At 35.5% G+C, this 25862-nt stretch carries 21 protein-coding genes; 14 read left to right on the top strand and 7 right to left on the bottom strand.

The window, feature by feature from the left end:
* Positions 1-133 precede the first annotated feature (133 nt).
* The 9 genes from INR75_RS16895 to INR75_RS16855 all read left to right on the top strand — a co-directional run bounded on the left by INR75_RS16895 (position 134) and on the right by INR75_RS16855 (position 7178).
* Positions 134-523: an IS630 transposase-related protein gene (locus tag INR75_RS16895; protein WP_223089280.1), complete on the top strand. Its 390-nt coding sequence runs from the start codon at positions 134-136 to the stop codon at positions 521-523.
* Positions 520-1386 (top strand): IS3 family transposase, encoded by an 867-nt coding sequence (locus tag INR75_RS16890; RefSeq protein WP_223089279.1) that lies wholly within the window; start codon positions 520-522, stop codon positions 1384-1386. The genes INR75_RS16895 and INR75_RS16890 overlap by 4 nt, the downstream gene beginning before the upstream one ends.
* A gap of 165 nt (positions 1387-1551) precedes the next feature.
* On the top strand, positions 1552-2295 hold the full coding sequence (locus INR75_RS16885) for a GLPGLI family protein (RefSeq protein WP_223089713.1): 744 nt from the start codon (positions 1552-1554) through the stop codon (positions 2293-2295).
* An 87-nt stretch (positions 2296-2382) separates the two neighbouring features.
* Positions 2383-2790, top strand: coding sequence for a DUF2059 domain-containing protein (locus INR75_RS16880; protein ID WP_223089712.1), 408 nt, complete (start codon positions 2383-2385; stop codon positions 2788-2790).
* A gap of 244 nt (positions 2791-3034) precedes the next feature.
* Positions 3035-3874 (top strand): 1,4-dihydroxy-2-naphthoyl-CoA synthase, encoded by an 840-nt coding sequence (locus tag INR75_RS16875; protein ID WP_092542165.1) that lies wholly within the window; start codon positions 3035-3037, stop codon positions 3872-3874.
* Entirely contained in the window at positions 3862-4386 is a 525-nt protein-coding gene (locus INR75_RS16870) for a PH domain-containing protein (RefSeq protein ID WP_223089711.1), read from the top strand. Before INR75_RS16875 ends, INR75_RS16870 begins: the two co-directional genes overlap by 13 nt.
* A complete protein-coding gene (locus INR75_RS16865; RefSeq protein ID WP_223089710.1) occupies positions 4379-5911 on the top strand; it encodes a PH domain-containing protein in 1533 nt (510 codons plus the stop codon). The genes INR75_RS16870 and INR75_RS16865 overlap by 8 nt, the downstream gene beginning before the upstream one ends.
* Positions 5912-6264: 353 nt before the next feature.
* Positions 6265-6543, top strand: coding sequence for a YdeI family protein (locus INR75_RS20655; protein ID WP_370629858.1), 279 nt, complete (start codon positions 6265-6267; stop codon positions 6541-6543).
* 206 nt (positions 6544-6749) lie between these two features.
* Positions 6750-7178 (top strand): DUF1801 domain-containing protein, encoded by a 429-nt coding sequence (locus INR75_RS16855; protein ID WP_092542173.1) that lies wholly within the window; start codon positions 6750-6752, stop codon positions 7176-7178.
* 46 nt (positions 7179-7224) lie between these two features.
* Here the strand turns inward: INR75_RS16855 and INR75_RS16850 are convergent, their stop codons facing one another.
* The 5 genes from INR75_RS16850 to INR75_RS16830 form a co-directional block, all read right to left on the bottom strand.
* Positions 7225-9630 (bottom strand): thiamine pyrophosphate-dependent enzyme, encoded by a 2406-nt coding sequence (locus tag INR75_RS16850; protein ID WP_223089709.1) that lies wholly within the window; start codon positions 9628-9630, stop codon positions 7225-7227.
* Between the two features lie 196 nt (positions 9631-9826).
* Positions 9827-12610, bottom strand: a complete 2784-nt coding sequence (locus tag INR75_RS16845) for a metalloprotease (protein ID WP_255584576.1) — start codon at positions 12608-12610, stop codon at positions 9827-9829.
* A gap of 89 nt (positions 12611-12699) precedes the next feature.
* Positions 12700-13389 (bottom strand): TIGR00730 family Rossman fold protein, encoded by a 690-nt coding sequence (locus INR75_RS16840; protein WP_092542179.1) that lies wholly within the window; start codon positions 13387-13389, stop codon positions 12700-12702.
* 92 nt (positions 13390-13481) lie between these two features.
* On the bottom strand, positions 13482-16313 hold the full coding sequence (uvrA, locus tag INR75_RS16835) for an excinuclease ABC subunit UvrA (RefSeq protein WP_223089707.1): 2832 nt from the start codon (positions 16311-16313) through the stop codon (positions 13482-13484).
* Between the two features lie 117 nt (positions 16314-16430).
* Positions 16431-17024, bottom strand: a complete 594-nt coding sequence (locus INR75_RS16830) for an ACP phosphodiesterase (protein WP_223091967.1) — start codon at positions 17022-17024, stop codon at positions 16431-16433.
* Positions 17025-17142: 118 nt separating this feature from the next.
* Here INR75_RS16830 and glmM point away from each other — a divergent pair, with 118 nt between their 5' ends.
* Both glmM and INR75_RS16820 read left to right on the top strand, forming a co-directional pair.
* Positions 17143-18528 carry a phosphoglucosamine mutase gene (glmM, locus tag INR75_RS16825; protein ID WP_223089706.1) on the top strand — a complete coding sequence of 462 codons (1386 nt, stop codon included), beginning with the start codon at positions 17143-17145 and terminating at the stop codon, positions 18526-18528.
* Between the two features lie 185 nt (positions 18529-18713).
* Positions 18714-19514 carry a restriction endonuclease gene (locus INR75_RS16820; protein ID WP_223089705.1) on the top strand — a complete coding sequence of 267 codons (801 nt, stop codon included), beginning with the start codon at positions 18714-18716 and terminating at the stop codon, positions 19512-19514.
* Positions 19515-19729: 215 nt separating this feature from the next.
* Here the strand turns inward: INR75_RS16820 and INR75_RS16815 are convergent, their stop codons facing one another.
* Entirely contained in the window at positions 19730-20632 is a 903-nt protein-coding gene (locus INR75_RS16815; RefSeq protein WP_223089704.1) for a lysophospholipid acyltransferase family protein, read from the bottom strand.
* 52 nt (positions 20633-20684) lie between these two features.
* On the opposite strand from INR75_RS16815, the gene INR75_RS16810 reads away from it, so the two are divergent.
* Complete coding sequence (locus INR75_RS16810; protein WP_092542191.1) at positions 20685-21332, top strand: rhomboid family intramembrane serine protease; 648 nt, start codon at positions 20685-20687, stop codon at positions 21330-21332.
* A gap of 48 nt (positions 21333-21380) precedes the next feature.
* Complete coding sequence (locus INR75_RS16805; protein ID WP_223089703.1) at positions 21381-22058, top strand: SIMPL domain-containing protein; 678 nt, start codon at positions 21381-21383, stop codon at positions 22056-22058.
* Positions 22059-22152: 94 nt separating this feature from the next.
* Here INR75_RS16805 and INR75_RS16800 read toward each other — a convergent pair whose 3' ends face one another.
* A complete protein-coding gene (locus INR75_RS16800) occupies positions 22153-23277 on the bottom strand; it encodes a TlpA disulfide reductase family protein (RefSeq protein WP_223089702.1) in 1125 nt (374 codons plus the stop codon).
* 159 nt (positions 23278-23436) lie between these two features.
* On the opposite strand from INR75_RS16800, the gene INR75_RS16795 reads away from it, so the two are divergent.
* On the top strand, positions 23437-25803 hold the full coding sequence (locus INR75_RS16795; protein ID WP_223089701.1) for a GAF domain-containing protein: 2367 nt from the start codon (positions 23437-23439) through the stop codon (positions 25801-25803).
* Positions 25804-25862 lie beyond the last annotated feature (59 nt).

Below are 25862 nucleotides of genomic sequence, written 5' to 3'. Positions count from 1 at the left end.
AAACTTAAAACAGACAGCGCTAAATTCAAAATTAAGAATCAAATTTTTATAGATAACCGATATTATCAATTTTTAGTACCGTACTTTCCTGAAATAGGTTGACTAAAAATTAAACCTTTTAGTACTATACCTAATGAAAGAACAAAATCAACACTGTCAAAAAAATTCCTACAAAAAAGTAGGTTACGATCTCAAGCTCCTGATCATTGATCAGATTCAAAATGCACAGATCTCTATCAATCATGCTTCCGATAAATATCAAGTTTCCAGAGCTTCCATCTATTACTGGTTGAAAAAATACAGTACTTTAGAACAAAAGAAACAAGGGATGAGCAAGAAAGATGAAATCAAAAAACTCAAAGAAAAAATAGAGGAACTGGAATTTGTCAAAGACTTCCAACAAGACATTATTGCTGACATGGAACTTATTACAGGTGTTGATATGGCAAAAAAGTCATTGCCCAAAACATTAGCAGACGAGATCGAAAAAAAGAAACTAAACCGTTCAAAAGAAAATGGTTGATCCAATGTTTTGGGATTTCTAAACAAGCTTTTTACAAACGATTAAGATCTCACAAGACCAGACAAGTTCAGCAACAGCTGATCATTCGGCTTATAAAAGAGTACCGAAATAAGTATGGAATGCGTACCGGTGGGATTAAACTCTATAAAGAATTAAAGAATGATATGAACCGACTCGGTATTAAAATAGGAAGAGATAAATTCTATCGTGTAATGCGGATGAATAACCTGCTCGTGCCTAAATTAAAGCGGTTCCATATCACAACCGATTCAAAACATCGATTCTTTAAATACAAGAACCTCGTAAAAGACAAAGTTCCAACCAGGCCGGAACAACTTTGGGTAAGCGATATTACCTATATCAAAACGCAGAACGGACACAGCTACCTGGCATTGGTTACAGATGCCTATTCTAAGCAAATTATGGGTTATAAATTAGCAAGTCATATGAAGACATCAATTTGCGTCGATGCCCTTAGAATGGCCATTAAAAACAGAAAATACAAAAATCAGAAACTCATCCACCACTCAGATCGTGGAATTCAGTACTGCAACCCGCTATATACAGGCTTTGCTGAGGATCATGGAATAGTAATGAGTATGACCGAGAAGTACGATCCATACGAGAACGCCGTGGCTGAGAGAATCAACAGAACGCTTAAATATGAATATGATTTAAAACGAACTATAAAAAATACTAACTTAGCGAAGAAGATGGTCAAAAGAGCTGTTGAGATTTACAACAACAAAAGACCGCATTTTAGCCTCAAGTTGAACACCCCTAACTTTGTTCATTTGAATAGAAATATAGAATATCATTCCTACAAAAGGAATAAACAAAATTTAGAACTATTGACCATTTAATCTGTCGAAAATTGAATCAAAAATGGTCAACCTATTTCAGTATAATACATACACAAATTTAAAATTCGAGGCCAAATTTTTTAAATTAAATCTGATAATTAGATTCTTATGCTTAGATATTTTATATATTCCAATTTCTTTCTAACTATTAATCATCAACTCATCATGAAAATATTAGGCTATTTCTCGATAGTATTGATTTTATTATTCGGTTTAAACTCGGTTTACGCCCAGCAAACTTCAGGAATCGTTAAATATAAGGCAGTAATGAATGAAGAATTCAGAAATAATTCTCTAGAAGAATTTAAGAAGAAAAAAGATGTATCTCCTGCCATAAGAAAACAAGTTGTAGCAATGTTTCTAGACGTTGAAGAGGATAATTATGAACTTCATTTTAAGGGTCAGGAATCTTATCTTCATTATATCGAGAAGTTGAAAAATGAAAACGATGGTCCCAGTTTTGGAAGTAAAGCTGGAATATATGATTTTTATGTGAACCTCGATGATAAAAAGATTGTTGAAAAAACTTCAATGATGGGGCTTTTAAATTATGAGGAGATAAGCTGGGAAGTAAAAAACGAGAGCAAAGAAATTGGAGATTACAAATGCTTTAAAGCTGAAGGCTTAGAAAAAAAATATATGCGTGACGGGACAACTGAAGAAGAACCTGTTGTTGCCTGGTTTGCACCAGAAATCCCATTGCAATTTGGGCCACATAATTATAATGGGCTTCCAGGCTTAATCTTAAGAATAGATAAGGAAGAGTTTTCAATTATAGCTACTGAAATTATGCTGAATCCAGAAGAAAAAATTGAGATTGATCCTGTAAAAGACGATGCTAAGATTCGCTCAAGAAAGGAAGCTTACCAAATGGCAACAGAATACTATATCGACACCTACGGAAATTAATTCAAGAGAAATTAAAATTCCTGCTAAAAACTTCGAATATAAAAAATAAGGCTACTTTAGTCGCATATATAAACATCAAACCTAATCATGAAAAAGTTAGTATTCATCCTATTTGTAATTTTAGGAACCAGCGCTTTTGCACAGGAAATAGAAGGAGATTCATTTCAGAAAAAAGCAGTTAAATTAATCGAATTAACCTCTGGGCAGCAGTTCGAGATCATTAGCGAGCCTATCGTAAATCAAATTCCTGAAGGAAACCGTGAAGATTTTAAAAAAGAACTTAAAGCAAGTCTTAAAGGTCTTTATGTAAAATTAGCAGAGATTTATCGTGAAGAATTCACAGAGGATGAATTAGACGAAATACTTGCTTTTTACGACACACCAGTCGGGAAGAAAATGGTAGATACGACTCCAAAAGTTATGCAAAAAGCGATGACCGTAGGTCAGCAATGGGGTATGGAGCTTCAGTCGATTATGGCAAAATATATGCAGTAAAAGCTAAAATTCTATAATTAAAAACCTGGTTTTATTAACCGGGTTTTTTTTATGCCCGTTTTTAAGAAAATAAATTTCTGCGTTTTTAGAAAATAGAGAAGAGATAAGAGATATTAGATTCTATGCCGGTTTTTCAATTAAAATATTACTCGCTAAGTGCTGATAGCTTTAAAACCTCATAGTCCAAACTTTCACTTTATAAACTGCGCACAAAACCTTATTTTTACTTCATAAATTTTACAATATGGAAAAAGCCGACTGGAAAACAGTTAAGGAATACGACGATATCACTTATAAAAAGAGTAATGGTGTTGCAAGAATTGCATTTAACCGTCCAGAGGTTCGTAATGCGTTTAGGCCGAAGACAACCAGCGAATTATTAGATGCTTTTCAAGATGCGCACGAAGATACTTCTATAGGTGCCGTGCTACTTTCTGCAGAAGGACCTTCACCAAAAGATGGCGTGTATTCTTTTTGTAGTGGTGGCGATCAAAAAGCCAGAGGTCACCAGGGATATGTAGGTGAAGATGGTTATCACCGTTTAAATATTTTAGAAGTACAGCGTTTAATTCGCTTTATGCCAAAAGCGGTAATTTGTGTAGTGCCAGGCTGGGCTGTGGGAGGTGGTCATAGTTTGCATGTAGTTTGTGATATTACTTTAGCGAGTAAAGAACATGCGATCTTTAAACAAACAGATGCAGATGTTACCAGTTTCGATGCAGGTTATGGGTCTGCTTATTTAGCGAAAATGGTGGGGCAAAAGAAAGCACGTGAGATTTTCTTTTTAGGCCGAAATTATTCAGCGCAGGAAGCTTACGAAATGGGAATGGTAAATGCTGTGATTCCGCATGAAGAATTAGAAGATACTGCTTACGAGTGGGCGCAGGAGATTCTTGCAAAATCACCAACTTCAATCAAAATGCTGAAGTTTGCCATGAATCTAACTGATGATGGAATGGTAGGACAACAGGTTTTTGCTGGCGAAGCCACACGTTTAGCTTATATGACAGATGAAGCTAAAGAAGGCCGTAACGCATTTTTGGAAAAAAGAAAGCCAAATTTCGAGAAAAAATGGATTCCATAGAGACCCCATTCAGCAATAATACGATCGATATAGCTACACTACCAGATTTTGAAGAGGTAGCCATGAATCCCGTTCGTGAAAAATTATTAACCAAACACTTGTTGCAAACAGGTGTTTGGTTTTTACTCGTTATTGCTTTTGGCGTTTTTATGTATTTTCAGGATGAAATTTTGGTTGGAGGTATTATTAGCGGAATTGTAACCTTTTTTTTAATATTTGTGGTCTTCAATTTTATCAAAAAGCAGCCGCGCTACGCTTATGCGATAAGAGAAAAAGATCTAATTTATAAACGCGGATTTTTGTTAAGTAAAACTACGGTGGTTTCTTTCAACAGGATTCAGCATGTATCTATAAATCGCAGTGTTTTAGATAAGTGGCTGGATCTTTCTACCCTTAAAATTTTCACTGCCGGTGGAAGCGGTAGCGATGTAAAGATTCCCGGTTTAGATCCAACAGTTGCTGAAAAGCTTAAAGAAGCTCTAGCAGGTAAAATTGCCAACGAAAATGTCTAAGGCGTTTAGTATACCACAACGGCAATCTGCAGTGGGAATTTTACTTATTTTCACTTCTACACTTTATAAACTCATCAGGGGATTTTGGGCAGCTTTTGCCTATTTTATATTCAAAAGACCAGAGGGAGATATTTTACTCTACATCGTTCTAGGAGTTTCTGTGATCGTTGTTTTGGTCGCGATCTATAGTTATTTTGATTATCGAAAATTCCTTTTTCATATCGATTACGAAGCTGAAGAATTTATTCTGAAAAAGGGCGTTTTTAGCTCAGATTTTGTGTCGATTCCTTTCGATAAAATTCAGCAGGTAAATTTTAAAAGGGGAATTTTACAACGATTAGCCGGAGTTTATAGTTTGGTTATCGACACTGCCGGAAGCAAGCAAAAGGAAGTTGAGATTAAAGCGGTTAATACTGAAGATGCGAATCAACTCGCTGATATTTTAAATAGTCTGAAGGAGTCTAAGCATGTTGATGCTGAAATTGCAGATGAGAATCAAACAAATACTAAAGCTAAAACTGAAGAACCTTCCCAAGAAAAATGGACCTACCGTTTAAGTCTGGCAACCTTGATCAAAACAGGTTTAAGTAGTAATTTTTTTAGAGGATTCGGACTTATTTTTGTGTTTATTTCTACGATCTTCAATGAGTTGAATCAGTTTTTTAAAGAAGAAACAGCAGAGTGGGAATCGCAGTTTACTGAAGATATAGGCGGTGTAGCAACCGAGTCGATTTTGTTTATTTTTGGGCTTATTTTTTTACTGCTCGTATTAAGTATTTTTATTACAACTGCTGAGGTTTTTATTAAATATTTCAATCTTAATCTTACACAAACCAAAAGTAGTTTAGACCTGCAAATGGGCTTGCGTACCAATACGCGAGTTTCCTTAAAACCCATTCGAGTTCAGATTTTAAAGATCGTTACCAATCCTATACAAAGACGCTTAAATTTGTACAAAGCAGGCTTATGGGTAGCCAGTAGTGAAGAGAATGATAAGAAAAGCGTAATTCAGATTCCGGGATTGGAAAAAGATACCATTCAGAAGATAAAATCCTTTCTTTATCAATCTTCAGAAACCGAAGCTGGAACTATTTTCAAACCGCATTGGGTAGAATTATCACGGCGCTTGGTTATTGGAGCGATACCAGTAGTCGCAACCGGAATTCTACAATACTTCACCAATTTTATAGAATTTCAGTGGTGGGTTTTAGTAGCTTCAGTGTATTTATTGATTTATGCTATTTTTCAATTCAGAATATATAACTCGCTAAGTTTAAAAATAGGAGAAGAGTTTATTACAAAATCCTATTCTTCCTGGGATGAGACTATCGAAATCGTAGAAATTTATAAATTACAAGGCATCACCGTAAAACAACCTTTATGGTATAAAAAGCGAAATTTGGTACATATTGTTTTTCACAATGCTGCAGGTGATATTACATTTAGAGCCGTAGATAAGACGATTTTGCACAAAATGAACTATTGTCTTTATGCTATAGAACGAACCAATATAGCCTGGATGTAAGAGCGCCAAATTCGTAGAATTGGACTCTGGATCTTTTCGAAAAAACAGAAATATAAAATGAAAGAAGCTGAGGAGTTTTGTCCTAAAAATAAAGAAGAATGGAGAAACTGGCTCAAGCGAAACCACGTTGATAAAATGCAGTATGGTTAATCTTTTATAGAAAAACTTCCCCTAAGTATAATTTAAGTTGGAGTGAATCTGTAGATGAATCTCTTTGTTTTGGTTGGATCGATAGTACAAAAAAGACAATTGATAACGAGCAGTATAAACAGTATTTTACAAAACGAAAAGCTAAAAGTAATTGGTCTAAAGTCAATAAAGAAAAGATTCAAAAATTAATCGATAATGGACTTATGGCTGAAGCCGGGTTGGCAAGTATTGAAATTGCAAAAGAAAATGGTTCCTGGACATTTTTGGATGCTATTGAAAATCTTGAGATTCCAAATGACTTATTACTGGAATTTTCCAAAAATAAAGGAACTTTGGAATATTTTGAAAGTTTAAGCAAGTCAGACAAAAAATCAATTTTATACTGGGTGATTTCGGCTAAAAGAGAAAAGACCAGGCAAAAAAGAATCTTAGAAATCGTAGAAAATGCTCTTCAGAAAAATAAACCTAAACAATTCAGATAAAAGTTTTAAATATCTATTTCTAATAATAGGTCTTTTCTAAAAATTATAGATCATAAAGTATTTTCTGTTTTAATTGTTACAGTCTCGAAAACTGTCAAAATCTTTCAATATAAAGATGATTTTTAAACAAAGCCATCACAAGTTGCCCTGAAGTAGTTTAGGTTTACATAATACCGCCACAATATTAAAACATTTAAAAAGTTTAAATGAGAGAGATGATATTAAATACAGATGCAAGAGTAAATGCGGCTTTTGAGAATTATCCGGACTTCGTTCAAGATAAAATGCGAAAACTTCGAGAATTGGTTATCGAAACAGCAGAAGAAATGAAGGATGTAGCTGTTTTGGAAGAAACTCTTAAATGGGGAGAACCAAGTTATGTTACAAAAAATGGAAGTACATTACGTATGGATTGGAAAACAAAAGCACCAGATCAATATGCATTATATTTTCAATGTACCACTAGATTGGTAGATACTTTCAGGTTAATTTTTGGTCAAAAATTTCAATTTGAGGGCAAAAGAGCCATCATCTTTAGAATAAATGATATAGTTCCCGAAACCGAATTAAAGGAATGTATAAAAGCCTGCTTTCGTTATCATAAGGTAAAAGACCAGCTAACTTTAGGAATATAAAAAGCCGCTAACATAGCGGCTTTTTTACTTTGAAAATCGATGGTTTTTACATCAATTTCGGATATTTTTCTGGGTTTGTTTCGTGCATTATCGCGTAAATCTTTTCAAAAACATCCTCATGTGACGGTTTAGAAAAATAATCGCCGTCACTACCATAAGCTGGGCGATGTTCTTTGGCAGTTAGCGTTTGTGGCTTACTATCTAAATATCGCCATGCATCCTGCTCTTCTAAGATTTTTTGAAGAATATAGGAAGAAGCACCGCCTGGTACATCTTCATCGATTACAAGCAAGCGATTCGTTTTCTTTAAACTTTCTACGATATCATGAGACGTATCGAATGGGAGTAAGGATTGAACATCTATAATTTCAACATCTATACCCACATCAGCAAGTTCATCAGCGGTTTGTTCAATTATTCTTAGTGTAGAGCCATAAGAAACTAACGTTATATCCTTACCTTCTCTAAGGGTTTCTACTTTACCAATTGGGGTTTTAAATTCTCCAAGGTTTTCTGGTAAACGTTCCTTTAAACGATATCCATTAAGGCATTCTACAATTAAAGCAGGATTATCAAGATCGAGTAAATTATTGTAGAAGCCGGCAGCTTTTGTCATGTTTCTTGGTACCAATACAAAAACTCCACGAATTAGATTTAAAATTCCGCCTAATTGAGATCCACTATGCCAAATTCCTTCTAATCGATGTCCACGTGTTCTAACGATTAATGGGTTTTTCTGTCTTCCTTTGGTTCTATAATGTAAAGTAGAAAGATCGTCGCTCATAGTTTGCAAAGCATACATTACATAATCTAAATACTGAATTTCAGCAATAGGGCGTAATCCTCTTAGTGAAAGACCAATTCCTTGTCCCAGGATTGTCGCTTCACGTATTCCGGTATCGGCAACACGGTAAGATCCATATTTTTTTTGAAGACCTTCTAAGCCCTGGTTTACATCTCCAATTTCACCAGCATCTTCACCAAAAATCATAGTTTCTGGTCGGGTTTCAAAAATCTTATCAAAATTATCACGAATTACGATACGTGCATCTACCATTTTAGCTTCATCCGCATATACCGGTAAAACTTCTGTGTCTATAGCTTTGTTGGTGCTATATAAGTGACTACTATATTCATCGAAAGACTGGTCGTTAAAATTGTTGATCCAGTTTATAAGTTCGGTTTTATCTTCTCCGCTATAATTTGTGATATAGCGTAGTGTTTTTCTGGCTAAAGAAAGCACATCCTTTTTTAGTGGTTCTTTAGTACTTTTTAATTTTTTGATTAGTGGTTTTAAGCTTTCGGCTGCATCACTGTTCTTGGCGATATTACTAAGAATTTGAAGTAATTCTTTCTGTTTATCTTTATTAGGGTTTAAATAAGCATTCCATGCACGCTTTTTACCTTCTCTAACTTCGCGTTTTATATCTTTATCAAGTTGATCCATATCTTCAGGAGTACTGAAGCCGTTTTCGATGATCCACTCTCTAAATTTTACATTGCAATCGTATTCTTTCTCCCATGCAAGACGTTTATCACTCTTATAACGCTCATGAGAACCTGAAGTAGAATGTCCCTGTGGTTGTGTTAATTCAACTACATGTATAAGAACAGGGCAATGCTCTGTTCTTGCGATTTGCTGGGCTTTATCATAAGCTTCAACAAGTGCTACATAATCCCAGCCATTTACCACGATGATCTCGTAACCATTGTTTTGATCTTCATCACGCTGGAAACCTTTTAAAACTTCAGATATACTCTCTTTTGTAGTTTGATGTTTTGCATGTACAGAAATTCCATATTCATCATCCCAAACACTCAATACCATAGGTACCTGTAAAACACCGGCAGCGTTCACAGTTTCCCAAAAGTGGCCTTCACTGGTACTGGCATTTCCAATAGTTCCCCATGCGATTTCGTTTCCATTATCCGAAAATTTTTCAGCATCCAAACCATCTACATTTCTATAAATTTTAGAAGCCTGTGCTAAACCTAACAATCTTGGCATTTGGCCGGCAGTTGGAGAAATATCTGCACTAGAATTTTTCTGCTGCATCAAATTTTTCCAGCTTCCGTCTTCATTAATGTTATGAGAAATAAAGTGACCACCCATTTGGCGGCCGGCAGACATTGGTTCGTTAGCAATATCGGTATCGGCATAAAGCCCGGCGAAAAAGTTTTCGATGCTTAGGGCGCCGATTGCCATCATAAAAGTTTGGTCGCGGTAGTAACCAGATCTAAAATCACCATTTTTAAAGCTTTTGGCCATAGCCAACTGAGGCAATTCTTTTCCGTCTCCAAAAATCCCAAATTTGGCTTTCCCGGTAAGTACTTCTCGTCTTCCCAGTAAGCTACATTCGCGGCTCGTTACGGCAACTTTGTAATCTTCTAAAACCTGAGTTTTAAAATCTTCGTAAGAAATCGATTCTTTAGTTTCGGTTTCGCTTTGCATGAACTTCTTTTTTGGATCACACAAATATAGCTAAAATTAGAATTATACACAATTCATAAAAATCCTTATATTTTAAATATAACATATTTTAACATCGGTTAAATTGAAATTATTTAAAAAATATTCGTGATTTTTCGTTTTTATTGAATTCTTTAAAATTTACTTATAAAAAAAATTGGTGCAAAAAACTTTAATATCAATACCATCTACGGGTAAAAAGCCTGATTAACGTATTGATATCCAGCGATACAATAAATCGTATTTTTTGATCGTAATCTGGCTGAGCGATCTCCCAACCCAGATTAGAGTAAACTGGGAAAAAAACTTCAAAATAATCTTCAACAAGTGCCACGCGAACACCAGAATCGTATAGAAATTGGCTGTTTTCACCTCTGTTTTTTACTATTCCTGCATCACTATAAGCAAAGATCCATTTCCAAATATTGGTGCTGGCGTTCACAGTAGTAATCCATTGGTTGGCATATTCTGGCATTACCTGCGATTTAAAACCACCTTCAGCCATAATGATCTGCTGGCTAAATAGACCATCACCTTCGCTTCTTCCGTAGTAATTATAATCGAAAAGATAATCTGTTGGCCTGTCTAAAGCAAAGCTGAAGTAATCTGCATCTTGCTGAAGATCACTATAAATAAAAGTACCGCCATAAAACCGAAGATTGATCTGGCGATTGTTTTTAAACAATTTTCTATACTGAAGTGTTAGTGAAACTTTACTGAAATTTTCTGCCAGTTGATAATCGATCACTGCTGAAGTACGATCTACCAGGTAAGAGTTTCCATAGCCATAACGCACATTAAAAACATTGTAATTAGGTGATGTTTGGGTTTGATCGAAAGGATTTTCATCGCGATCTACATTAATATTCCTAATCGATAAACTCTGTCTCTCGTTATTTCTAAGATTCTGCGGTCTAAACACAAAATTTAAATAAGGAGTGTATCTGCGATAAAAAAGATCGTAGCCGTAAGAAAATCGGTTTCCGCCAATTCCCATGCGAATGGTTCTTAGATCTTGATTATCGTAGCGCCAGGTGTAACTAATATTTGCACTTCCCACTACGGTATTACTATTAAAGCCATATTTTGGCGAAATTCTAAAGCTAAGATCTTTAGCTAAAAATGTGGTATTATACATTTTTGGGCCAATAGAAATTCCGTCGTAAAGGTTATAATCAAATTCTGGAGTAAAGAATACCTGTGCATATTTTGGATCTTCTATATCTTCTAATAATCTAAATTGAATTGGTTTATTAAAGAGTTTACTAACGCCTCGAAAATTATTACGCTGATTATATTCTGGGATTACCTGCTCGTAGTTAAGCGCTATTCGTTCAGCATCATTTCTTGGGATCGTGACTTGCTTTTCTTTGCCAATATTGTCTACCCATCTTTTATAAATGATCTGGTCGTCTTTAATTCCGTAGAGCGACACTGGCATATTATTGTCTCGCTTATTTTTAATGGTAACCTTAAGGGAGTCTTTACTCTTTTTAAGTTTCGATATTTTAAAGTCTATTTTTTTTCTGGTATTCACGTAGTCTTCAAAAAACCAGTCTAAATTTTTATCGGCATTTTTGCGCAATATCGATTCAAAATTCTGTCTCCTTCCAAGTTGAAGTCGGTTTTCCGAATAGAATTCAGAAATAGTTTTTTTAACAGGTTCGCTACCCAGGTAATCTTCCAGATATTTAATGCCAATTCCCGCTTTATAAGGATTAGCGATATTTACATTGAATTTTAGCAATGAATCCTTGCTGCTTCCCAATGGCTGATCTATATTTAGCCTGGCCATATTCATGTACAGAAATTGGTATTGATCGTTAAATTCTAAATCTGCTGCATGAAACCACCGTAATCCAATAATCTTACTAAGACTACCAATAAGTTTCATTTTTGGATAATAACGATCTACATAATCGATCATTAAGGAGATCGCAATAGCATCATGAACCCATTGATCTTGCTGCGGATCTAATAGTAAACTGTTACTTAAAAAGTTATTGGTAATCGTTTTTAATTGCTGAATATCATAATTAAATCCATCTGGGAAAGGTCTTATGAAATCGGGCAACTGGTTAAGCCCATAAACCGGATTTTTTAAATAATCTTCTTTAGTGATTAATATCTTTTGATGCGGATAACCTCCTAGTCGTTCCTGAAGAAAATCGAAGATCCGGGTAAGAATAATATCTTTAATTTCAGGTTGTAATCCATCATCATCAAGATTGGTTACCAATTGATGTTTCCCAACAGGTAAAGTTTCTGGCTCGTAAGTTTGTGTAAGTAAAAGCTCAGTTTCTACTCGGTTTTTACCAGTTAGCCTAATATGCCTGCGGTTTCCGGCAGCATAATTATGAAAAATATTTAAAGCAGTAGATGGAAAGAATTCGGTAGGAACGTCTAATTGAATATCTAAATTTGCCGGTGGCGTATACTGCTCACCAATATCTTTATGGCTATATAATTTCCATTCACCATCATAAACAGCAGGAGTTAGATACCAGAATTTTAGTTTATAATTTCCGTCGCTACTCACCCCAAAACGAGTAAATTTATCACTGGGGATTTTTACGCTATACTTAAATTTTAAATTGATCTTTTCGCCAGGTTGCAGCTTTTTATTCAGCAGAACTCTTAAAATGTCTGGATGATTTTGTGGCCTGATCCAAACAAGGTCGTTGTTATTATAAGTAACTTTTTCTAGGCTTGTATAGCCTTTTTCTTCTGGCTTAGAAAAATGAAATTTACGAACATATTCTTCCCCAAACCTTCGGGCCAGGGGAGTGTTCTTGTCTTTAAATGCATTTGCCCAATCATTAAGATAGATTTCCCTAATCGGCTCTTTGGCCGTATTAACATAAGTAAGTTGTTGATCAATGTAAATTGTTCTTTCTTCTTTGTTAAGCTCAGCGTTTATTAAAATCTGATGCTGAGCCACAACACCATCTATCTTCAACAAGCAACAAAAAAAAAGTACAAAAAGGGTTCTCAAAGGGGAATTTTACATTTTAAATTCTATCATATTTACGAAAACAATAAATGTCTGGTTTAGAAATTAGGGCTAAGATTATATTCATCGTAGAATTTATCTAAAATTTCGATAACTTCTTCTGGGGTATCTACAACCTGTACAAGATCCATATCTGGAGCGCTAATATTCTTAAAGCTATCTAATAACGTTGTTTTTATCCAGTCTACCAAACCGCTCCAAAATTCACTTCCCACTAAAATAATTGGGAATTTGTCGATCTTATGCGTCTGGATTAAAGTGATCGCTTCAAATAATTCGTCTAAAGTTCCAAAACCACCCGGCATTACTACGAAACCCTGAGAGTATTTTACGAACATGACTTTTCTCACGAAGAAGTAATCGAAATCTAAACTTTTATCATTATCGATATATGGATTGTCGTGTTGCTCGAAAGGTAATTCGATATTAAGTCCTACAGAAGTTCCTCCGGCAAGGTGAGCACCTTTGTTTCCTGCTTCCATGATTCCGGGACCACCACCAGTGATAATTCCGTAGCCATGATCTACGATCTTTTTGGCAACATCTTCAGTAAGCTTATAATACTTCATATCTGGTTTTGTACGAGCCGAACCGAATATCGAAACACATGGGCCAATCTGACTCAGTTTTTCGTATCCGTTTACAAATTCGCCCATAATCTTAAAGATCGCCCAGCTATCATTTGTTTTTATCTCATTCCAGGTTTTTCCTCCTTGTTTTGGTATCATTCTTTTAATCTTTTACCCGATAATCGGGATTAAATGTTCCGTGCTAATCCAGATAACTATCGTCATCCGGATTGCTCGGAATCATAATTATTTTATTTAAGTTCTTTTTTAAGGAATCTTGCCGTGTGGCTTTTTTTGTTTTTGGCAACTTCTTCAGGTGTGCCGGTTACGATTACTTCGCCGCCGCCTTTACCACCTTCTGGGCCAATATCGATAATATGATCTGCCATTTTTATAACATCCAGATTATGCTCGATAATTAAAACAGTATTTCCTTTGTTGGTTAATTTATTCAGGACTTCCATTAAAACTCTAATATCTTCAAAATGAAGTCCGGTTGTTGGTTCGTCTAAAATATAAAAAGTATTTCCGGTATCTCGTTTAGACAATTCCGTAGCTAATTTTATACGCTGGGCTTCACCACCAGAAAGCGTGGTACTTTGCTGCCCAAGCGTAACATAGCCTAAACCAACATTTTTGATCGTATTCAATTTTCTAAAGATCTTCGGGATAGGTTCAAAGAAATCTGTAGCTTCATCGATGGTCATTTCTAACACATCTGCAATAGATTTTCCTTTGTACCGAATTTCTAAAGTTTCGCGATTAAATCTTTTTCCGTGGCAGGTTTCACATTCAACATACACATCGGGTAAAAAGTTCATTTCGATCACTCGAAGTCCGCCACCTTTGCAGGTTTCACAGCGCCCACCTTTCACATTAAAACTAAATCTTCCCGGTTTATATCCTCTAATTAAAGCTTCAGGAGTTTTAGCGAAAAGGCTTCTAATTTCAGAAAAAACACCAGTATATGTCGCCGGGTTACTTCTTGGTGTGCGCCCAATTGGCGACTGATTGATGTCAATAACTTTATCGATGTGATCTAAACCTTTGATCTTTTTATAGGGTTTAGGCTCTTTAACACCATTAAAATAATGCGCGTTCATGATCGGGTAAAGGGTCTCGTTGATCAAAGTAGATTTTCCACTTCCCGAAACTCCTGTTACAGCGATCATTTTACCTAAAGGAAATTCAACCGAAACATTCTTCAGGTTATTTCCTGTTGCGCCGGTGAGTTTAATTTTCTTTCCGTTTCCTTTTCTTCTTTCCTTCGGAACAGCAATTTCTCTTTTCCCACTTAGATAATCTGCAGTAAGCGTTCTATTCTTTTGAATTTCTGAAGGTGGTCCCTGGCTAATGATCTCACCACCATGCTTCCCGGCTTTTGGGCCAATATCGATCACATGATCTGCACGCTCGATCATATCCTTATCGTGTTCTACTACAATAACAGAATTCCCAATATCTCGTAAAGATACCAGGGAATTGATTAGTTTCTCGTTATCACGCTGATGCAAACCAATACTTGGTTCATCTAAGATATACAGTACACCAACCAATTGCGAACCAATTTGAGTGGCCAGTCTTATTCGTTGTGCTTCACCACCAGATAAACTTTTTGAGCTTCGGTTTAAATTTAAATAGGTAAGCCCAACATCTTCTAAGAATTTGAGTCGGGTTCTAATTTCCTTAACCACTTCAGTAGCGATCTTCTTTTGTTTTTCTGAAAGTCGGTCTTCAAGATCTTCAAAAAGTGCTACTAAATCACTAATATCAAGATTCGCTAATTCAGCGATATTTTTTTCGTCGATCTTAAAATAAAGCGATTCTTTCTTCAGCCTAGTACCGTTACAGCTTGGGCATTCGATCTTATCCATATATTCTTTCGCCCAGCGACGTAAAGAACTAGAGTCATTATTTTTATAAGTCTCTTCGATAAAGGTAGCAACGCCTTCAAAATCGATCTTATATTCTCTGGTAATTCCTATGGTTTTAGATTCTTTGCTGAATTTTTCTTTTCCGCCGTACATGATCATATTCATGGCTTCCTGCGGAATTTTTTCGATAGGATCGTTCAGGCTAAAATCAAAACGTTCAGCAATAAGCTGAAGTTGTGAGAATACCCAGTTCTTTTTTTGCGGTCCGTGTGGAGCTAATCCACCGCTTTTAATCGACTTAGAGCGATCTGGAATAATTCGATCTTCATTTACTTTATAAAGCGTGCCAATACCGCTACAGCTAGGGCAGGCACCTTTTGGAGAGTTGAAGGAAAATGTATTTGGCTCTGGATTAGGATAGGAGATTCCGGTGGTAGGACACATTAAGTTTCGACTAAAAAATCGAACTTCACCGGTTTCCTGCTCCATGATCATAAGCACATCATCGCCATGATACATGGCAGTTTTTATACTTTCGTCCAAACGTTTTTGCGCATCGGTATTGTCATCGATCTTTAAACGATCGATCACGATCTCGATATCATGCGTTTTATATCGATCCAGCTTCATTCCTTTTACGATATCCCGAATTTCACCGTTGGTTCTCACTTTTACAAAACCCTGCTTGGCAATATTCTCGAATAACTCACGGTAATGTCCTTTTCGGGATCTAACTACCGGGGCCAAAACGCTTACACGTTTATCTTTATAATGTTCGATGATCAAATCCTTGATCTGATTATCGGTATAACTTACCATTTTCTCACCTGTGTTGTAACTGTAAGCTTCACCGGCACGGGCAAAAAGTAGCCTTAAGAAATCGTAAATCTCGGTAATCGTTCCTACCGTACTACGCGGATTCTTACTCGTAGTTTTTTGCTCGATCGCAATAACAGGAGAAAGACCTTCAATTTTATCTACATCGGGGCGCTCTAAACCGCCAAGAAACTGGCGAGCATAGGCAGAAAATGTTTCGATATAACGACGCTGACCTTCAGCATAAATTGTATCAAAAGCAAGGGAAGATTTCCCGGAGCCTGAAAGTCCCGTGATCACGACTAACTTTTCGCGGGGAATTTCGACATCAATATTTTTTAAATTATGAACTCTGGCTCCTAAAACCTCTATTTTTTCTTCAGTTTTCGTCATATTTTTCATCAAGATCGCAAAGTTACTCAATGCATTGCTAACTAAAAAGTAAGCAAAGTTTCACCATTGTTAATTTCGATCTAAATTTGAATGATTTTGTTGAATTTCGATTAGCAATTACTGTTCCAGTAGTTCTTTTTTCCTTTTTTCTGAAAAAGCTTCAAGTTCAGCAAAAAATCTATAGAATTCATCTTTAAATTCATCGTAAAACTCTCTAAGTTCGTTTACAGATTCGTCCATTTTCGATCTAAACTTGGTGCGCTGGTTCATTTGCGATAAAATAAGTCCAATGCCATCAATCGTAGAATAAGTTACCAGCCAGTTATGCTCTATCATGTATGGCATAAAGTTTTTTACTCGCTTTGGCAAAACCTGGGGATTACGCTGAATAAGATTATAAAAATCCTGGCTATAATCTTCTAATTTCGTCTCGTGAAAATCACTCCAGTTTGCAGCTAAAAAATGATCGTATAATATATCGACGATCACCGTACTGTAATGTGAATATTTATCGAAAAGCCTATGAACACTATGATGAACGATAGGATGGGAATCTGTAAACTCGTCGATGTTTCGATGTAAAGTGATTCCCTGTTGTACGGCTTTTGGATAGTCTAAATATTGCTTTCCTTTTACAGAATCGGCTATAAAATTACCGATTTTTAGCATGTCATTATTTCCAGAGAGGTAGATGTGTGCCAGATAATTCATTGCCACAATATAACGATTCTACTTCTTTAAGTTTTGTTAAGATTTTGAGGAGGCGTGACATCCTGCTATATTTGTAATAGGGCCAAAAAAAGCCCTTGGAAACAAACAAACTTACAACATGAGCTTAATAAAATCTATTTCAGGAATTCGTGGGACTATTGGTGGTAAAATTGGCGATAACTTAACGCCAATCGATACCGTGAAATTTGCTGCAGCTTACGGAACCTGGTTAAAATGGAATTCAGATAAAGAGCATTTAAAGGTAGTAATAGGTCGTGACGCCAGGATTTCTGGGAGTATGATTCAACAACTTACGGTAAATACGTTAGTTGGTTTGGGAATCGATGTGGTAGATATCGATCTTTCTACAACACCAACAGTTGAAGTTGCTGTGCCTTTAGAAAATGCTGATGGCGGAATTATTCTAACGGCCAGCCACAATCCTAAACAATGGAATGCATTAAAATTGCTAAATAATAAAGGTGAATTTTTAAGCGGAGAAGACGGGGCGAAAATTCTTGAAATTGCTGAAAGTGATGATTTTAATTTTGCTGAAGTCGATGATCTTGGGAAAATTACCAAAATCGACGATTATATCGATCGACATATCGAAGAAGTTTTAAAACTGAAGTTGGTAGATGCAGAGAAGATTAAGTCGGCTAAATTTAAAGTGGTTGTAGATGCGGTGAATTCTACCGGCGGAATTGCGATTCCAAAACTTCTTAAGCAATTGGGTGCTGAGGTGGTTGAATTATACTGTGAACCTAATGGGCATTTTCCTCATAATCCAGAGCCTTTAAAAGAGCATCTTGCTGATATTAGCGATTTGGTGCAGCAAAAAAAAGCTGATTTTGGAGTGGTGGTAGATCCAGATGTAGATCGTTTGGCGTTTATCGATGAAACCGGGGAAATGTTTGGCGAGGAATATACGTTAGTGGCCTGTGCCGATTATGTACTTGGGAAAACACCGGGTGATACGGTTAGTAATTTATCGTCTTCCAGAGCTTTAAGGGATGTAACCCAAAAACACGGTGGAAATTATAAAGCCAGCGCCGTAGGTGAAGTAAACGTGGTAACGCTAATGAAAGAATCTAATGCCGTCATTGGTGGTGAAGGTAATGGCGGAATTATTTATCCTGAAGCGCATTACGGGCGTGATAGTTTAGTTGGTGTGGCTTTGTTTTTAACACATTTAGCTGAAAAGAAAGTAAAAGTTTCTGAGCTGCGAGCTGAATATCCTGCCTATTACATGAGCAAAAATAAAATTGAATTAACTCCGCAAATCGATGTTGATGCTATTTTAAAGACGATGGAAGAGAAATATGCAAATGAAGAAATTAGCACGGTAGACGGAGTGAAAATTGACTTTCCTGAAAATTGGGTGCATTTAAGAAAATCGAATACCGAGCCAATTATTAGAATTTATACTGAAGCTAAGTCCCAACAAAAAGCTGATGAACTTGCACAACAAATGATTGGCGAAATTAAGGAGATTGTTGGGTAGGTGTTTTAGTTAACAGTTTGCAGTTTACGGTAAACAGTGGGCAGTTGGCAGCAGCAGTTTGAAGTAACTCTTCAGATCATATAAATTTTATAAACAAGCAAATATGGAGATCCCAAAATTTCATGAAACTTTCATTCCCATTTTAAAAGTATTGAAAGAAAAGAGTGAGAGTACATCATCGTGAAATGAGTAAAGAAGTTATTCGTCGGTTTTATTCTCAATTATCAGATAATCAATTAAGTGAGAAAACGAAAAGTGGTGATATTCTGATATTAAACAGAATTGCCTGGGGGAAATCTTATTTAAAAAAAGGAGGATTTATAGAGTTTCCTAAAAGAGGATATGTGAAAATCACCGAAAAGGGTTTAGCTTCTATCGAGAAAAAGTTAAGCCTGAGGGACGTAGAAAGTTCTGAGAATTTTCTTGATTTTTATAACGAAGAAAATCCATCGAAAGAAACTACCCCTAATAAGATAGAGAATGCTTCTCCACAGGATTTAATAGACGAAGGATTTTTGCAAATTGAGAATGAAATAAAGAATGAATTACTTGAAAAGCTAAAAGAGCTTGATCCATTTTATTTCGAAAAAGTTATTTTAATACTTCTTAAAAAAATGGGATACGGTGATTTTGTAGAAACTTCCAAAACTGGTGATGGAGGGATTGACGGAATTATTAATGAAGATAAATTAGGTTTGGATAAGATTTATATTCAGGCTAAGCGCTACGGAGAAAATAAGGTCCGAGAAAAGGATATTCGGAATTTTATAGGAGCGATGAGCGGAGACACCCAGAAAGGTGTTTTTGTTACTACATCAAGTTTTGATAAAGGAGCAGAAAAAAAGGCTCATGATGCGCATCACACCATAATCTTGATTGATGGCTTAAAACTAGCTGATTTAATGCATGAATATAATGTAGGGATTCAGGTTAAATCTACATATGAAGTAAAAGAATTGGATTCAGATTTCTTTGAAGGTGAGTAATATTTTTCCTGAACAACTGAGTTTCAATTGAACTTTTGCTTTTGTTATTGTAATTGTCAAACCTCACAGGTTTTTAAAACCTGTGAGGTTTGTTTTTTAAGAGATTTCTGGTCTTCCGGAAGTAATTGTTTGTAATGACAGTCAATAAAAACCGATAATCGTTTCCTGCTTATTGTTAATTGATCACTGCCTACTGTGACTACTCACTGAAAACTCTATTTCACTACTGCATTCTCTGGGATAGGGGCATTGCGGTGTTTAAAACGTTTGTGCGTCCAGAGGTAATATTCTGGATGAGCTTTGATTTGAGCTTCCAGTCGGTCACGGAAAGAAGTGGTTATAAAAAAATCAGGTTCAGATTGTGGATTATTGGTGATCTTTTTTAGACGGGCTTCATAGAAACCTCGTTTTACTTTTTCGACTTCAAGGTAGTACACCGGCATATCGAAATCCTTGGATAACTTTTCAGTTCCGGTAAAAAAAGGAACTTTAATTCCCATAAAATCGGTCCAGAACTTATAATTTGCTCGTTTCGGAGTTTGATCGGCGATCATCCCGTAGATACCATTCAGGTAATTTTTTTGATGTCTGGCTACGGTGCTCACTACACGGTGAGATTCGATCATTTCAGTATTAAATTTTCCGCGGATATCTTTTACCAGCTTGTCGAAGTATTTATTTCTAATACGTTTATAGATTCCGTGTCCCTTCAGTTTAAGTCCGTAGACTTCCATAGAGATCATCCACTCGTAACTTGCATAATGTCCGCACATAACTAAAACTCCTTTACCAAGATTGTTTACGGTCTCAATATCTTCAGGGTGGGTAAAAACAAAGCGCTTTTTTAATTCGGCTTCAGAAATTGTAAGGGTTTTTATCATTTCTAAGAACATATCACACATGTGATGATAAAACTTCTTTTTAATGATTTTTAATTCGGTTTCAGATTTTTCAGGAAAAGCCAATTTTAGATTGTTTTCCACAGTTTTTTTACGATAACCAACAATGTGATAGACCAAGATGTAAACCAGATCTGAGAATAAATAAAAAAGCCTAAAGGGTAAGATTGAAATTAACCAGAGTAGAGGATAAACAAGCCAGAAAACAAATCCCTGCATAAAAAAACTTTCAGCAAATATATGGTATATTTGAAATTAAACTGCAATACCTATGGGCAATTTAGAATTGGTAACAATTATCATTATCGCGGCAAACGTGATCATTTCTTTTAAGGGGTTTAATGATCCCGAGTTCTTTCACAAGTACAAGTTTAATATCGCCGATATAAAAAGTGGTAAAAAATATCAAATCTTAACTTCTGGATTTTTACATGTTGACCATTCGCATTTATTCGTGAATATGCTTACGCTGTACTTTTTTGCTGATGCGGTGCTTTATTATTTGGGGACAACCGGATTTATCGTGGTCTATTTAGTTAGTTTACTGTTAGGGAATTTGTTATCGCTGTATTTCCATAAAGATGAGTATAATTATACCGCGGTAGGAGCCAGTGGTGCGGTGATGGGAGTTCTTTACGCTGCCATTTTATTGAATCCCGATATGATGCTCGGCTTGTTTTTTATTATTCCTATCCCGGCCTATTTATTTGGTATTGGATATTTGCTTTATACGATCTACGGAATGAAAAGCAGAAGAGATAGCATAGGTCACGATGCACACTTTGGTGGAGCTGTTGGAGGTTATTTATCAACAATAATCTTGGCGCCATTTGTGTTAGAAGCTCATCTTATGATGGTTATCCTTTTAGCTGCGCCGATCGTTATTTTATTTTTACTTCATCGTAGCGGAAAGATATAGTTTGGTATCGTATTTGGATTACTCTTTCCAAACAAAATGATCAATCTTATGAAAAAGTTAGTGCTATTACTGGCGGTCATCACCAGCATGGGGATAAGCGCCCAAAATTCAACCGAAAGAAATACTGTTAGTGTAAGTGGGGAAGGAAATGTTATGGTAGTTCCCGATATGGTAACTATAAATTCTAGAATTGAAACTGAAGGTTTGGATGCTGAAGCGGTTAAAAAAGAGAATGATAAAATTGCAAATAAGATCTTTAAATATCTAAAATCGAAAGGAGTTGTTGAAAAAAATATTCAAACAGAATATGTAAATTTTAATAAGCGTGTCGATTATAATACTAAGGAAGAAACTTTTGTAGCCAATCAGGCAATTTCTATAAAACTTGAAGATCTTAAAGATTACGAAGAAATCATGCAGGGTTTATTAAAAAATGGTTTAAACCGAATTAATGGTGTAGAATTTTCTTCTTCTAAAATTGGCGAGTATCAAAAAGAAGCTCGTAAAAAAGCCGTTTTAGATGCTAAGAAAAAAGCTGAAGATTTGGTAGCACCATTAGATCAAAAAATTGGTAAGGCGGTAATGATTTCTGAAAATGGAGGAAATTCTTATCCAGTTTTGAGAATGGCTGAAATGAAATCATCTTCTCAGTCAGATCAGCAAACTATAGCTCCTGGTGAAATGGAAGTTAGTATAAACGTGAATATAAGTTTCCAGTTATTTTAATCTGAAGTTACTTCAGATTCTTAATTAGTTAGTTAAATTAAAAAATCCCCGGTTTTGCCGGGGATTTTTGATTTTAATATTTTCAGAAAAGAATTTATTCAGCTGCTAAAAGCTCTCCAATTCTTTTGTCTAAAGCTTCTTCACCACGAACATCACGATCTACGATCACTCCGTTTTCGTCGATAATGAAAGTAGCAGGGATTGCACGAATTCCGTATTTTTTAGCGATTGGCTCGTCCCAAAACTTAAGGTTAGAAACGTGGTTCCAAACAAGACCATCGTCTTCAATAGCTTTTAACCATTTATCTTTTTCGTTAGGCTTGTCTAGAGAAACGCTAATAATGTTTAAACCTTTATCATGGTATTTGTTGTACACTTTTACAACGTTTGGATTTTCCTGTCTACAAGGTTTACACCACGCTGCCCAAAAGTCGATTATCGTTACTTTACCCATAGCATCAGCTAAAGCTAATTCTTCACCATCTGGAGTTGGACCGCTAAAATCTGGAGCTTCGCTACCAATCTCAGTAGCATTCATAGTTTCAAGTTGCTTCCCAATCATTTCTCCATAAGGAGTATTTTTTACATCCTCAGACAATGAAGCGTAAAGTTCTTTTATTTTCTTGATGTCTGGTTGCTGTGATCTAAGTAGATCCATAATCGCCATTATCGAGATAAATGAATCTTTGTTTTCTTCAGCAATTTGCATCTTAAATAACTTGTCGTTATCGATGATCTCTTTTTGCGTTGCCTGTAAAGTTTCCAGTTTTGTAGAATCTTTACTTTGATAAGCCGCTCTCATTTCTGCACCAAGCTTGTTTCCTTCTTTGTTGATCGCCTGGTAATGCTCTAAATATTCATTTAAAAGCTCGTTTTCTTTACCTCCTTTTTTCTTAGAAGCCTGGATGCTATCCTTGTAAATAGTGAAGTCGATATTTTCATTCTCTGAAATAAAAAGAACCATTCCATTAACGCCTTCAACTTCTAGAGCACTTAAATTTGAGTTTTCTACATCAGCAAGATCAAGTTCAAATTTTCCGTTTTCAATAGAGGTAGAGTCGATTCTTGCTGGTCTTTGGTTTAGCTCCTTAACTTCAGAAACATAAACCATTTTACCATTCTCAATTCCTTCAGCTTTACCTGAGATCGAATATCCCTGATCTTTTTCGCATCCGGTTAGTATAACCAATAAACTAGCTATTCCTATTAATTTTCGCATGATTAAATATTAATTTTGTGCAAAAGTAATGAACTGATCGTTGAAAGCGGTGTGATTCTTGCAAAAGTTTTGTAATTTAAACTCTAAGACTTTTTAGAACATATTTATAGTACTAATAGTTTACTTTTAGATCAATTTACGGCCAAATAAATTTAAAGAATGAAAGAGCAAAAGCAGGATTTCCCCCTGGATATAACAATAAGCTTCCATAGAGTAATAGAGCAATATGAAGATCGGCTTAAAGTTGAGGAGAATCCTATTGCCAAAAAATACATCGAAAGTTTACTGGGATACATCGAAAAATACCCAAAGCTCGTCGAGGGGATCAATAATATCGAAGATTTAGAAAAATACAAAGATCCTATAAAGATTCTGTTAGATGATCTTTTTCCCAATGTGTTAAGTAATAACGAGATAAAAGCAGTTTCGATACCTTATCATAATATTCTTTTTAATCACTCTAATCGATTAAAGAAGATCATAGATGCCGCAGGAAAGGATTTTAAGCCAAGTATGCGTGAGATCGATGATAATGCGGCATACATTAATGCCTGTATTAATATTCTAAATAAATACTACGATTTTAATATCGATTTTTCGCGGCCACCGTATTATGATATTCCAGACGAAAACGGAATCGAAAAACATTATCGAGCAAGTTTAAATGGCGATTTTGTAGAATTATACCCCAAAGAAGATGCGAAAGAGATCACACAAGAGGATGTAGATGATCTTTTGCAAAATGTTGAAAATATAGATTTGTGGAAAGAAAAGTTTCCGCCGTGTAGTTGGGTTTTTAAAGGTTTTGTGATCGTAAATCTAACCGATGTTACTGTTGAAGACGCTATTTCTGAATTGAAAACAGCTTTACTTTTTCAGAAAACAGCTCAAAAAGAAGAATTAAATAAACTGGAACGAATTTTTAGAACAATTTATAAGATTCCAGATCTTAGAGTTGGCTTTACTGGTTATAATGTTGAAGACCGTACTTTTGAAAAGGTAACAAAGCTGAAAGCCAAGAGTTTTATATTAAATGACGATCTGGAAAGCGACTGCAAAACTGGAATTTGCGAGCAGAGTTTTAATAGCCTGATCAAGGATAATAAGAAATTTAGTATTCCTAATGTAGAAGTTTACGCACGAGAGAACGATAATCTCCTAGCCAGAAACTTACTAGCAAACGATGTTAAGAGTTGTATTTTAGCGCCGCTTGCCAAAAACGGGAACCTGGTAGGAATATTAGAGTTAGTGGCTAATCGCAAAAATGTGCTTAACCGTATTAATGCGATGAAACTAGATGAAATCTTACCTTATATTATTACAGCTTCTGAGCGTAATAAAAATGACTTCGAAAATCGTGTAAAAGCGGTAATTCAAAGTGAATGCACCTCTATTCATCCTAGTGTTTTATGGGTTTTTGAGCGTGAAGCGCGAAAATTTATAAGTGATTACGATAGTGATGGGCTTGCATCTTTTAAGGATATTGTCTTTAAAGATGTATATCCTTTATATGGACAAATTGATATTGTAGCGAGTAGTGATGCCAGAAATGAAGCTATTCAGAAGGATTTGCTTTATCAACTGGATGTCATTTTAGAAATTATTGATAAAGCTTATAAGATCGAAGAACTTCCCATTTATGAGCAGGTAAAGTTTAGAATTAAGGAATTTAGAGTTGATATCGATGAAAGTCTAAATGCAAGTAGTGAACAGAAAATCTTTGGTCTTTTGCAGCGTGAAGTGAATCCATTAATGGAACATTTAGAAAAGCAAAGCGAAGAGATTAGAAATATGGTTGCCGATTATCGGGAAATGCTAAATCCCGAAACCGGAATCATTTACAATCATCGTAAAGATTATGATGATACCGTACAACAGATCAACCGTACAATGTCTCGTTTTCTGGATAAACGACAATTAGAAGCACAGAAAATTTATCCGCATTATTTTGAGCGATATAAAACAGATGGGGTAGATCATAACATGTACATAGGGCCATCGCTTACCAAAAATAAGCCATTTAACAAAGTCTATCTTTTTAATTTAAGATTGTGGCAAATAAAGACTATGGTAGAGATGGAAAACAGGTTTTATCACCTGCAGCAGTCTACTCCAATGCACTTAGATGCAGCCTCTTTGATCCTGGTCTATAACACGACTCTTTCGATTCGTTACAGAATGGACGAAAAGAAATTTGATGTTGATGGTACTTATAATGCCAGGTACGAAATCATTAAAAAGCGTATAGATAAAGCCTTTATTAAAGGAACTGAAGAACGAATTACCACCAAAGGAAAGATCGTTATTATTTATTCGCAAAAATCTGATGAGCGTGAATATGTTCGTTACGTAAAATACCTTCAGGCTAAGAAATATTTAGGAGATGAACTTGAGCTTTTAGAACTGGAAGATGTACAGAGTGTAATTGGGCTTAAAGCAATTCGAGTAAATATTTTATACACTTCAGAGCAAAAAGAGCATGAGAAGCCTATCACTTATGAAAATCTAATGGAAGAATTGCATTGATATTCAACGAATATCGATGCAATTTTTTAAACTTTTTTATTGGAGATTTCAACAATAAT

It is taken from the genome of Zunongwangia sp. SCSIO 43204 (genome assembly GCF_019904275.1).
In the GTDB taxonomy this organism is placed as follows: domain Bacteria; phylum Bacteroidota; class Bacteroidia; order Flavobacteriales; family Flavobacteriaceae; genus Zunongwangia; species Zunongwangia mangrovi.
Note: the sequence above shows the minus strand (reverse complement) of the source record. Positions and strands in the feature narration are given on the sequence as shown.

What these genes read in the sequence shown, in the direction of transcription:
- INR75_RS16895 (WP_223089280.1), top strand. Translation starts at nt 134, where the DNA reads ATGAAAGAACAAAATCAACACTGTCAAAAAAATTCCTACAAAAAAGTA.
- INR75_RS16885 (WP_223089713.1), top strand. Translation starts at nt 1,552, where the DNA reads ATGAAAATATTAGGCTATTTCTCGATAGTATTGATTTTATTATTCGGT.
- INR75_RS16880 (WP_223089712.1), top strand. Translation starts at nt 2,383, where the DNA reads ATGAAAAAGTTAGTATTCATCCTATTTGTAATTTTAGGAACCAGCGCT.
- INR75_RS16875 (WP_092542165.1), top strand. Translation starts at nt 3,035, where the DNA reads ATGGAAAAAGCCGACTGGAAAACAGTTAAGGAATACGACGATATCACT.
- INR75_RS16870 (WP_223089711.1), top strand. Translation starts at nt 3,862, where the DNA reads ATGGATTCCATAGAGACCCCATTCAGCAATAATACGATCGATATAGCT.
- INR75_RS16865 (WP_223089710.1), top strand. Translation starts at nt 4,379, where the DNA reads ATGTCTAAGGCGTTTAGTATACCACAACGGCAATCTGCAGTGGGAATT.
- INR75_RS20655 (WP_370629858.1), top strand. Translation starts at nt 6,265, where the DNA reads ATGGCTGAAGCCGGGTTGGCAAGTATTGAAATTGCAAAAGAAAATGGT.
- INR75_RS16855 (WP_092542173.1), top strand. Translation starts at nt 6,750, where the DNA reads ATGAGAGAGATGATATTAAATACAGATGCAAGAGTAAATGCGGCTTTT.
- INR75_RS16850 (WP_223089709.1), bottom strand. Translation starts at nt 9,630, where the DNA reads ATGCAAAGCGAAACCGAAACTAAAGAATCGATTTCTTACGAAGATTTT.
- INR75_RS16840 (WP_092542179.1), bottom strand. Translation starts at nt 13,389, where the DNA reads ATGATACCAAAACAAGGAGGAAAAACCTGGAATGAGATAAAAACAAAT.
- uvrA (WP_223089707.1), bottom strand. Translation starts at nt 16,313, where the DNA reads ATGACGAAAACTGAAGAAAAAATAGAGGTTTTAGGAGCCAGAGTTCAT.
- INR75_RS16830 (WP_223091967.1), bottom strand. Translation starts at nt 17,024, where the DNA reads ATGAATTATCTGGCACACATCTACCTCTCTGGAAATAATGACATGCTA.
- glmM (WP_223089706.1), top strand. Translation starts at nt 17,143, where the DNA reads ATGAGCTTAATAAAATCTATTTCAGGAATTCGTGGGACTATTGGTGGT.
- INR75_RS16820 (WP_223089705.1), top strand. Translation starts at nt 18,714, where the DNA reads ATGAGTAAAGAAGTTATTCGTCGGTTTTATTCTCAATTATCAGATAAT.
- INR75_RS16815 (WP_223089704.1), bottom strand. Translation starts at nt 20,632, where the DNA reads ATGCAGGGATTTGTTTTCTGGCTTGTTTATCCTCTACTCTGGTTAATT.
- INR75_RS16810 (WP_092542191.1), top strand. Translation starts at nt 20,685, where the DNA reads ATGGGCAATTTAGAATTGGTAACAATTATCATTATCGCGGCAAACGTG.
- INR75_RS16805 (WP_223089703.1), top strand. Translation starts at nt 21,381, where the DNA reads ATGAAAAAGTTAGTGCTATTACTGGCGGTCATCACCAGCATGGGGATA.
- INR75_RS16800 (WP_223089702.1), bottom strand. Translation starts at nt 23,277, where the DNA reads ATGCGAAAATTAATAGGAATAGCTAGTTTATTGGTTATACTAACCGGA.
- INR75_RS16795 (WP_223089701.1), top strand. Translation starts at nt 23,437, where the DNA reads ATGAAAGAGCAAAAGCAGGATTTCCCCCTGGATATAACAATAAGCTTC.